Source organism: Cognatishimia sp. (assembly GCF_964229375.1).
In the GTDB taxonomy this organism is placed as follows: domain Bacteria; phylum Pseudomonadota; class Alphaproteobacteria; order Rhodobacterales; family Rhodobacteraceae; genus Cognatishimia.
Genome location: NZ_CAXREH010000203.1, coordinates 1 through 10719 on the forward strand (window position 1 = coordinate 1; position 10719 = coordinate 10719).

Sequence of the window (10719 nt, forward strand, 5' to 3'; positions counted from 1 at the left end):
CCCGAAACCACTGGAAGACACGGCTTTGATGACCACGCGTTATAATGGGTCTGTGCCAGGAACTCTTATGTGCACGCGCTTGGCCCCCGGAAATCGTGGGGGCCTGAGGCTTCGGATTTTTGGATCCGAGGGCGGCCTTGAATGGGATCTAGAGAAGTCGGAACAGCTCAAACTTAATCGGTTTGGTGAACCAGACCAGATTATCTCTCGAGGGCACGGCCACGGCATTGAACCAAACGCTGAAAGACTTGTTCGGACGGCAAGAGGATTCCCAGAAGGCATCATTGAAGCTTGGGGAAATCTCTATACGGAATTCGCGATGGCTGTGGCCGCGCGTCGCGATGGAAGGGCAACGCCTGATGGTTGGCTCGGGATGCCCGAGGTCGAAGATGGGGCGGATGGCGTGCGGTTCATTGAGGCGGCGTATCAGTCCAATGTGGCCGATGGGGCGTGGGTGTCTATAAATTGATGATTTACAAAATATCTGATATTTTATAAAACATAGGTCAATCAGTCGAATCTGATCGAAAGGTGGCACTATGCCCCAGACCTTGACCACAGACCCGATTTACTCGCTCGCGCATTTGACGCTGATCAACTGCACACCCGCAGAACTGGTCTATATCGCTGCGCGGGCGGGGTATGATGCCGTCAGCCCCAGGTTCATCACGATGAATGTGCCAGGCGAATTTGATCGGCCCCCTTTGGATCCCGCTCAGGTTCAGGCGTTGGAAACCGCACTGCAAACGACAGGTCTGGATGTGCTTGATATCGAGCTCGCACGGATCACCGAGGATTGCGATCCACGCGACTTTGAAGCGGCGCTGGAACTGGGCGCACGCGTCAACGCCAAACATATGATTATGTCTGCCTGGACCAAACGTCGCGACGATCGGAACTTCATTCTGGATACCTATGCGGAAACCTGCGATCTGGCCGCGCCGTACGGACTTACCATTGATCTCGAGTTTCCGTCGTTTTCGCGGCTGCGCACCCTTGATGAAACACTAGACATCGTACGCGCGGCTGACCGCCCTAACGGCGGAATTCTGGTCGATACGCTTTATTTGCACCTGAGCAGAGTTGACCTTGGAGAACTGCTGCATGTGCCCCAGGAATGGTTGCATTTCCTGCACATCTCGGACTGCCTTCCAGGTATCGCCGACACCCGAGAAGGCATGATCCAGCTGGCGCGAGATGCCCGGCTTTACCCCGGCGAGGGCTGGATTGATTTCAATGGGATCATCGAGCGATGCCCGCCAATGAACTATTCGATTGAGCTGCCCAATCAGGCCCGCGTTGCTGAACTTGGGTACGAAGAACACGCGCGTCGCTGTCTGTCACACGCCAAACGCACCTTTGGCGCAGCGCGCTCTGCGCGGCGGTCAGTGACACCAAAAGCGGCCTAGACATTTCAACACAAGAGGATGCCACGATGGCACGAGAACTCACAGACGAAGAACGCCAATTGGCATCAGATATGGTCGTGCGTGCGCGCGCCGCGATGGCTCAGATCGAAGACTGGAGCCAGAAGGACCTGGACCGTTTGTCCCAGGCAATTGCGTGGTATTCAGGCAATGAGAAAACCTTCACTCGGCTGGCACAGCAAGGTGTCGACGAGAGTGGTATCGGCGATCGCGAGGGTCGTCCGGCCAAGCGTTTCAAGATCCACATGGTGCTGCGCGACGTGCTGCGAACACCGTCGACTGGCATTGTTGAAACCGATGAAGACCGCGGGTTGGTGAAATACGCGAAGCCCGCAGGTGTCATTGCGTCTTTGATCCCAATGACGAACCCTGCGATGACCCCACCTGTGACGGGCGTGTCATCCGCAAACGCGCGCAACGCAGTAATCTTTTCTCCGCATCCGCGCACCGCACAAACGACCTATGAAATGGTCGAAGTTATGCGCGCGGCGTGTCGCGCAGTGGGCGCGCCGGAAGATCTGTTTCAATCCATTCGCAAACCCTCCATCCCGCTTACCCAGCATGTGATGGAAATTTGTGACCTGACGTTGGCCACTGGGGGCAAGCCGATGGTCAAGGCGGCCTACAGCTCGGGCCGGCCGGCTTATGGTGTGGGCGCTGGCAACTCCTCCATCGTGATCGACGAAACCGCCGATCTTGACATTGCCGCGATGAATACCCGCATTTCCAAAACGTCGGACTTCGGTTCGGGCTGTTCCGCTGACGGAAACATCATCATCCAGAAGTCGGTCTATGACGACATGATCAAGGCTTTGATCGCCGAAGGCGGGTATCTGTGCTCGGACGAGGAAAAAGCGTTGCTTGAAAAGGCGATGTGGGACGAAAATGGCAACCGAACTTTCCCAACAATCGCCTGCCGCCCGCAACAAACCGCAGAGGTGGCTGGTTTCGAAATTCCAGCAGATCGCAAGTTCCTGATGGTTGAAAACCAAGGGAAAATCGGGCCAGAGCACAAGTTCTCGAAAGAGAAGCTAACAACTTTGATGGCGCTCTATCACTTTGAGAGCTTTGACGACGCGCTGGACACAGTGTCCAAAATTTACAGCACCGGCGGCAAAGGTCACTCGTGCGGGATCTATTCGCACAATGATGAAAATATCGACCGTTTGGCGCGCCTTGCGCCCGTCAGCCGCATGATGGTGCGTCAGCCGCAATCCAAGGCCAATGCAGGCGCTTGGACCAATGGCATGCCTATGACCAGCTCGCTGGGGTGCGGCATTTGGGGCGGCAACATTACGAACGAGAATGTCACCATGAAACACATGATGAACTATACTTGGGTGTCCCGCCCGATTGCCGAGGATCGTCCCTCAGAGCAGGACCTCTTCGGTGAGTTCTTTGGTCAGGAGATCGCATAATGGACGGCGTTCAAGTTTCCGGCAAAACAGTCGCAGAACACATCGTAGATTATCTTGAGCGGCGCGAAACGAAGCATGTTTTCGGGTTGTGCGGCCATACCAACATTGCTGTGCTCGCAGCCCTCGCAGACAGCCCGATCGATTTCATCACAGTGCGTCATGAGCAAATCGCCAGCCACGCGGCGGATGCCTATGCCCGCGTGCAGGGTCGTGCCTCTGTTGTGTTGTCCCATTTGTCGCCAGGGCTCACAAACTGCGCAACCGGGGTGGCAAATGCTGCACTGGATTGCATCCCCATGGTGGTGATCGCGGGCGATATTCCCACTCACTACTATGGTAAACACCCGCACCAAGAGGTGAACCTGCACGCAGACGCGGCCCAGTGGGAAATCTATCGTCCTTTTGTGAAACGTGCATGGCGTGTGGATCGTGCGGACCTGATGGCTGAAATCCTTGAAAAAGCATTCCATCTCGCCGAAAGCGGTCAACCCGGTCCGGTGCTGGTCAATGTGCCGATGGATATCTTTTCCGAGGTCATTCCATCCGACAGCTTTGATCGCGTTGCGCAAAACACGCGTGCGCTAAAGAAACCGTCCATGGATGATGAAACCGCACGCGAGATCGTAACGGCACTGGCAAATGCGGACAGCCCGGTAGCCTATGTCGGCGGAGGTATCCTGTTGGCGCAAGCGTCTGACGAGCTTGCTGCATTTGTCGATCACATGGGTCTACCTGTCGCGCATTCGCTGATGGGCAAAGGGGCTCTGCCTGACTCACATCCTCTGGTTATGGGCATGACCGGATTTTGGGGCACCACTTTGGTGAACCAAAGCTGTTTGAACGCAGACTACGTATTTGCCGTCGGTACGCGCTTCAAAGAAGCTGATTGTTCCAGCTGGTACCCGGGCTATACGTTCAATATCGGTGAAAAAGGTGACACCACAAAAGTCATTCACATTGATATCGAACCACAGGAAATCGGACGCAATTATCCAACGGAAATCGGTGTTGTCGCAGACGCAAAATCAGCGCTGAAAGTGCTGCTGCGCGTGGCGCGTACCCTTTATCCAGACGGGATTGAACGGTCCGAGAAAAAAGCCGAAATTGCTGCGTTCCGTGAAAGCTTCAAAGCCTCCAACGTCGACATGCAAACGTCCGGCGCATTTCCTTTGATGCCAGAACGCATCCTTGCTGATGCGCGCAAAGCGCTGCCGGATGATGCGATTATTACGACGGATGTCGGTTGGAACAAAAACGGAGTTGGCCAGCAGTTCGACATTCTCACGCCCGGCTCGATCCTGACCCCTGGCGGGTTTGCCACGATGGGATTCGGTCCGCCCGCCGCCATCGGCGCAAAGCTCGCAGCTCCCGAGCGCGTGGTAATCAGCCTTGTCGGAGACGGTGGTTTTGGCCAAAATCCATCGATGCTTGCGACGGCTGTGGAACTTGACCTTGGGATCATCTGGCTGGTCATGAACAACAATGCCTTTGGAACAATCGCCGGTCTGCAGAAAGCGCACTATGGCCTGACCTACGGCACGACCTTCCCAGGGTCTGCGGAGGCGCCAGCGAACGGGCCGGGCTACGCCGAGATCGCGCAAGCCTATGGCGCTGTCGGTAAACGTATCACGTCAGCTGACGAGCTCTTGCCAGCATTGCAAGAGGCAATCGCGAGCGGAAAACCCACCGTGCTTGACGTTCCAATGATCAATAACCCAACGCCAACAACGGGGCATTGGAACATTCTCGACATCTATTCGCCAGATAAAGACGTCAGCCACGTGGCGACCTAGACGCCTTAAGGGACTTTGCGGTTTGAGGGCGTATCTATCGTCAGACCGCAAAGGTCCGTTTTGAGGGAAGTTACCCAAAAAGACTGACTAAAGTCATCAACTTGGCGGATCGGTGGCCTATGCGCCAAGTTAGAACAAGCGTCGTTTTGTTCAGGGTTCCGGCACGGATCGCGTATTGCTACTTAAGCGACCTTTTTGATCAAGCCGTTGAAGCGATGGTAGCGATTTTGGGTATGTGTAGAGTGACGGCTTTGCTCGAAATAGGGGCAAGGAATCTGGCTCAGTTGAGACGAGTTCGAATTAGTCTGACAGCACCGCCGCAACAACCCCTAAAAATCCTCTAAGATATTGATTTTTATGGTTGTATTTTGGTTGCTATGACGGTGCACTTTGTTTCTGGCTCACATTTTGGTGCACAAAATGGGTCACAATCAAATCTAAGTTTGCTAAATTAATTGGGGGTTTCTGTTCTCTCCCACATGGGCTCATGGCGTGTCCAGTACACATTAAATTCGGGATCCAACTGACAGATGAAGTCATTGAAAATTGGACCCGAACAAATAAGAACCGTGCCAAGACAACCCAAATTGATCATCGAGCACGAATGCAGGATCGTATATTGCGGGTGAAAAGTTTTACCGGCTCTGCCGATCAATTTTTAAAATGAACCGAACCGGCTGCAAATTAACAAGCTCTAGCGCTCCACCGTGTAATTTTGCGATTTCACTTGCGATGGATAGCCCCAAGCCCGCTCCCGTGTCATGCGAAGTTTGGGAAAATCTTTCAAAAATCTTTTGCTGATTTTTCGGATCAATAGCATTTCCATTATTCTCCACCGTCAGCCAGATTTCCGCGGCCGTTTTCTCGACGCTCACGCGAATGTAGCTGACGTTCTTGCCGCCGTGGAGCAGGGCGTTCTCGACCAGGTTGGTCAGTGCTTCGCGAAGGAGAGTTTGGTCGCCGTGGCAAGAGGGCGGTCCATTGTCCATTACAATTTCTAGGTCTACGCCGGCTCTGCTGGCTTTGGGTGCGATTGTTTGGGCAACACTCTGGAGCAATTCCGAAAAGTCGACCACCTCGAACTTTGGAATGCCGCCTTTAACACGCTCAAATGACAGGAGTTGATTGGTCAACCGCACAGCATTACGGGTTCCTTTGACAAGTGTTTCCGCTCGGCTTTTGCTCTCGTCCAGGGTTTGGGCATTTTGTGTGGCTTCAGCCATTGTATGAATAGCCGCGACCGGATTTCGAAGCTGATGCGCAGCAAGTGACACAAACCGCTGTTGCGCGTCTTGGGCTTCGGTCACCTTTGCAAAAAGCGAATTTAGTCTTGCGACAATGCCTTTTGTCTCCTCGGGAACTCGCCTGAGAATTGGGCTCAGGTCAGCTCCACTCCGCTTTTGAATGGCGTCCTCGAGCTCATTCAATGGTCTAAGGCCAATACCCACCCCGAATAAAACGAGCATTGCGACTGACCCAAGCAGCAAGAGAACGACAGCAATCGCCCGGCGTCCCGTTTGTTGAACAAATGCATCTCGTTGATCCAATCGCTGCCAGACCGTGACGACGGTATTGCCTTCGATGCCATCAACTGAGGCTTCTTCAAAAAGCCGTGCAACGCGAACCGGGACACCTTGGTGGGTCGCATCATATTGCTGAATGGGTTCGTCCGATGATGGCGAAGAAAGGCTTGTCGTCGGAGGCGAAGAGTACCCGGTAACAAAACTGCCGTCGGGTCCGTAGACGTGATAGAAAACATCTCCTCCGCTCGCGTCTTTGAAAACGGCTTGCGTACTTGGCGCAAGCGTGTCGCCACCGGAAAGCGCGACGTCCCTGGCAACAGCAAACCCCATCAGTAATAGATTTCGATCAAAGATCTCTTGCGCCGTTGTGCGCGCCTCGGAGTAGCGCCACAGCATCGCAAACAAAGAAATCACCGCGAGAGGCAGTAGGATCAACGCAAGTAGCCTGAGGCGAAGAGACCCACGCAAAATCAAGACGAGCTCTCCTTGATCATGTAGCCAAGGCCCCGTGCGGTATGTATTTCGATGCCAAAGGCAGACAGACGCTTGCGAAGGCGCGATATATAGACCTCGACGACCTTTTCTTCGACATCAGCTCCGGTTCCATAGAGGTGACTGGCGAGTGTCGCCTTTGACACCATTTGGTCAACCCGGTCGTAAAGGCACTCGAATGTGGCAAGTTCCTTTTTCGGAAGCGCCAAGGGCTGCCCGTCGTGGCTTAGAAGGCGTGTCGCGCGATCATAGTTTAGGCGTCCGAACGTCTCGTCCTGACGTGCCGTACTTGGCTTTCGCCGCATAAGAGCTCTGATGCGGGCTTTCAGTTCGGCCATCTCAAACGGTTTTACCAGATAATCATCGCCGCCAGCGTCCAGGCCTGCAATCCGGTCGTCGGTTTCACCCAGCGCGGACAGGCAAATGCAGGGGGTGTTTAGGCCTCCTTTGCGGAGCGTCGAAATAAGTGCGAGCCCGTCTATCGACGGTAGGTTTATGTCGAGAATGATGAGGTCCGGAGCGTCTTCAGTTTTGAGAAAGTCCAGACCTTCCTGGCCGTCAAAAAGAATGTCTACAGAGTGCCCGTCGTCCCTAAGCACATGTCCCATTCCCTCTGCAAGTGTTTGATTATCTTCAATAATTACGATTCTCATGGGCCTTAACTACTTACGAAAGCTAAATGCAAGCTTTCACGGTTATGTTGGAAGAATCAAGAGGCCAAAGCCTGTTGGAGTGTTGACCTGAAGGGTCAATTTGGGAGGAAAAAATGACGAAATTCAAATTCACGCAGCGCGTTGCTGCGGCGATGATTGCGACCGCTGCACTAGTGGCACCCGCACAAGCTGATGTGGACATGTCCGGCAAAACTATCGAGTGGACCATTCCATTCTCGGAGACCGGCGGCTCTGCAAAATGGGCGAACTTCTTTGCGCCGCTTCTGTCTGAGGCACTGCCTGGTAATCCGACGGTTGTCGTGAAATTCATGCCGGGCGCAGGGTCTACCAAAGGGGCAAACTGGTTCCAGGAGCAGACGAATGGTGATGGCACCGTGATGTTCGGCTCTTCGGGCTCGACACAGTTCCCATATCTGCTTGGAGATCCCCGTGTACGCTATGAGTACAACGACTGGGAGCCTGTGATGGCGACCGGCACCGGCGGCGTCGCCTATCTGAACGCTGAAGCAGGTGCAAAGTTTGATGGCTCTGCCAACAATCTTCAGGACATGACATTCATTTACGGCAACCAGGGTGCAACCCGCCTCGACCTGATCCCGGCGCTTGCATGGAAAATGCTGGGCATGAACGTCGAACACGTACTGGGTATCAAAGGCCGGGGCGACGGTCGCAAGATGTTTGAAAGCGGCGAAGCAACCATCGATTATCAGACCTCGTCCGGGTACCTGAAAGGCTCTGCCGAGCTGGTAGAGGCCGGCAAAGCGGTTCCGATGATGACCTGGGGCTCTTTGGCCGCCGATGGATCCATCGTGCGTGACCCAACATTCCCAGACATGCCGACCTTTAAAGAGGTTTGTGAGGCGACGGATGGTTGTGAAACCTCTGGTCCTGAGTGGGATGCATGGAAGGCCTTCTTTGTTGCAGGCTTCCCAAGCCAAAAAATCGCATTCCTGCCTGCAGGCACAGACCAAGAGATCGTGGACACCTTCACGAATGCTTTCGCAAAGATCCGGGCACGAGATGATTTCGCTGAAATCTCCGCCGCGCGTCTGGGTAAATACCCCATGTATGTTGGTGAAGGTGCCGAGGCCGCGCTGGCAACTGCAATCACGGTTGATGCGTCTGCCAAAGACTTCGTAGTCAACTGGCTGAAAGACGACTTCGGGGTTTCTCTGAACTAAGCACGTTTTGCTTTCCGAGTGTCCCGCTGATCGGGGCGGGGCACTTGATTAAGCAAAGCGAGTAACCCTCATGGACATTTTTTTAGACGCACTCCCCGCGCTCGGTCAGGCATGGGGGCTTATCCTGCAACCCATCGTCTTTGGCTATCTTGTGGTGGGCGTGATGATGGGGTTGGCCATTGGCGTGTTCCCCGGTTTGGGGGGCATCGCGGGCCTGTCTTTGCTGTTGCCGTTCATGTTTGGCATGGACCCGATCCTTGGTCTTGCGCTGATGATCGGCATGGTCGCAGTCGTGCCGACATCTGATACGTTTGCCTCTGTCTTGATGGGTATTCCCGGATCTTCTGCGTCTCAGGCCACAGTTCTGGACGGCTTTCCCATGGCCAAACGCGGACAGGCTGCGCGCGCGCTGTCGGCGGCCTTTGCGTCTTCGCTGTTCGGTGGACTGGTTGGCGCAGCATTCTTGACCGTTTTCATACTCGTCGCACGCCCTGTGGTTTTGTTGTTCAAGTCACCCGAGCTACTGATGATCTCAATTTTCGGCCTGTCGATGGTCGGTATCCTTGCAGGTCGCGTGGCCATTAAGGGGATCGTGGCTGCAGGATTGGGGATGTTGATCGGCACAATCGGCGAAGGCCCGTTCAACGGTGAGCTGCGCATGTCGAGCTATGACTTCCCCTATCTGACAGACGGTTTGAAACTGGTCATTGTTGGCTTGGGCATTTTCGCCGTGCCAGAGATCGTGGCTCTCTTGCGCAAAGACCGCGCGATTTCGGACACGCCTGCGCTGGGCGGCGGTTGGCTGGATGGGATTAAGGATTGGTGGGCCAATAAATGGCTCTCGATGCGTTGTTCCATCATTGGCGTAATCGTGGGCGTTATACCGGGTCTTGGCGGATCTGTGGTGGACTGGATCGCCTATGGCCACGCGGTGCAATCGACGCCTGACAAATCCAACTTCGGCAAAGGCGAAATCCGCGGGGTTGTTGCGCCTGAAAGCTCCAACAACGCCAAAGAGGGCGGTGGCCTCGTGCCGACCCTTCTGTTTGGTATTCCAGGGTCTGGATCGATGGCGATCTTTATCGGAGCGCTTGCGCTCTTGGGATCTGGCATCGACGTTGGTCCGAGCCTTTTGGAAAATAACCTCGACTTCACCTATTCCATCGTTTGGCTGCTTGCGCTCGCGAATGTGGTGGGTACGGTGATGTGCATCCTGCTCTCGGGGCAGATCGCGCGGCTGACGAACATCCGCTTTGCGCTGCTTGCGCCGTTTATCTTTATGATCATCTCGTTCGCGGCCTTCCAGTCGGGCCAAAACCTGATGGATCTCGTGGCGCTCTTCGCCATTGGCTTTTTGGGTCTCCTGATGCGCCGCTTCGATTGGTCTCGCCCCGCGTTTCTGATCGGCTTTGTGCTGTCCAATCCGGTTGAAAAATTCACCAACCAAGCCTTCCAGATCGCCTCCTTCCGGTTCCGCAAGAGTTTTGATGCCGGCATCGAATACATCTTCTCCCCGATCGTGATCGTACTGATCATCGTCACAGTGGTGTCCGTGGTCTTTGGCATCCGCCAAGCCAAAACCATTATGGCCGAAGGCGACGTTCAGTCCGGTTCCAAACGCGCGCCGGTGATTTTCCTGCTGGCGATCGCCGCCTATCTGGTGGTGGCGCTGGTGAACGCGAACATGATCCCCGACTACAACATGACCGACAAGGTGATCCCCTTGTTTGTTGGCGGATTCAGCTTGGTTTGTTGTCTGATCCTACTCCCGCAGATGATGCGCCGTCGCGAAGGTGACGCCATTTTCGCGGATAAAGAAATCGCAGGAGAAGACGCCGATGCGCCCTACGGGCTGTGGTCCACGCTGGCGTGGTTTGTTGGCCTGATCGCAGGCACAGCTGTGGTCGGCTTCATCATCGCGCTTCTGGGTTTCCTGATCGCCTTTTTCCGCATCCGCGCGCAGGCCAGCTGGCCCAAAACACTGACCCTGACCGCCGCTGGCATAACGCTGATGTGCTTCATGGCGGGCGTTTTGAACCGTGATTTCCCACCCGGCCTACTGCAGTCCGCAATTGACCTTCCTTGGCCCCTTGGAGGCAACTGAGATGACACAAACTGCTATCCCTTATGTGTTCATGCGCGGTGGCACGTCCCGCGGTCCCTACTTCAACCGAGCAGACCTACCGGAAGACCTCGAAAAACTGGCGGATG

At 54.8% G+C, this 10719-nt stretch carries 8 protein-coding genes; 6 read left to right on the top strand and 2 right to left on the bottom strand.

Annotation, left to right across the window (positions count from 1 at the left end):
* The 4 genes from ACEQWH_RS14835 to ACEQWH_RS14850 form a co-directional block, all read left to right on the top strand.
* A partial coding sequence (locus ACEQWH_RS14835; RefSeq protein ID WP_370232130.1) for a Gfo/Idh/MocA family oxidoreductase occupies positions 1-469 on the top strand: 469 nt, incomplete at its 5' end.
* A 70-nt stretch (positions 470-539) separates the two neighbouring features.
* Positions 540-1409: a sugar phosphate isomerase/epimerase family protein gene (locus ACEQWH_RS14840; protein ID WP_370232132.1), complete on the top strand. Its 870-nt coding sequence runs from the start codon at positions 540-542 to the stop codon at positions 1407-1409.
* Between the two features lie 26 nt (positions 1410-1435).
* Entirely contained in the window at positions 1436-2845 is a 1410-nt protein-coding gene (locus tag ACEQWH_RS14845) for an aldehyde dehydrogenase family protein (RefSeq protein WP_370232133.1), read from the top strand.
* Complete coding sequence (locus ACEQWH_RS14850) at positions 2845-4638, top strand: thiamine pyrophosphate-binding protein (RefSeq protein ID WP_370232135.1); 1794 nt, start codon at positions 2845-2847, stop codon at positions 4636-4638. Before ACEQWH_RS14845 ends, ACEQWH_RS14850 begins: the two co-directional genes overlap by 1 nt.
* 635 nt (positions 4639-5273) lie before the next feature.
* Here ACEQWH_RS14850 and ACEQWH_RS14855 read toward each other — a convergent pair.
* Both ACEQWH_RS14855 and ACEQWH_RS14860 read right to left on the bottom strand, forming a co-directional pair.
* Complete coding sequence (locus ACEQWH_RS14855) at positions 5274-6575, bottom strand: sensor histidine kinase (RefSeq protein ID WP_372521408.1); 1302 nt, start codon at positions 6573-6575, stop codon at positions 5274-5276.
* 56 nt (positions 6576-6631) lie between these two features.
* Positions 6632-7306: a response regulator transcription factor gene (locus tag ACEQWH_RS14860; RefSeq protein WP_370232139.1), complete on the bottom strand. Its 675-nt coding sequence runs from the start codon at positions 7304-7306 to the stop codon at positions 6632-6634.
* 113 nt (positions 7307-7419) lie between these two features.
* Here ACEQWH_RS14860 and ACEQWH_RS14865 point away from each other — a divergent pair, with 113 nt between their 5' ends.
* Both ACEQWH_RS14865 and ACEQWH_RS14870 read left to right on the top strand, forming a co-directional pair.
* The gene (locus ACEQWH_RS14865) at positions 7420-8508 is read left to right on the top strand and encodes a tricarboxylate transporter (RefSeq protein ID WP_370232141.1); all 1089 of its coding nucleotides are present in this window, start codon (positions 7420-7422) and stop codon (positions 8506-8508) included.
* Between the two features lie 70 nt (positions 8509-8578).
* Entirely contained in the window at positions 8579-10612 is a 2034-nt protein-coding gene (locus ACEQWH_RS14870; RefSeq protein ID WP_370232143.1) for a tripartite tricarboxylate transporter permease, read from the top strand.
* The last annotated feature ends 107 nt before the right edge of the window (positions 10613-10719 follow it).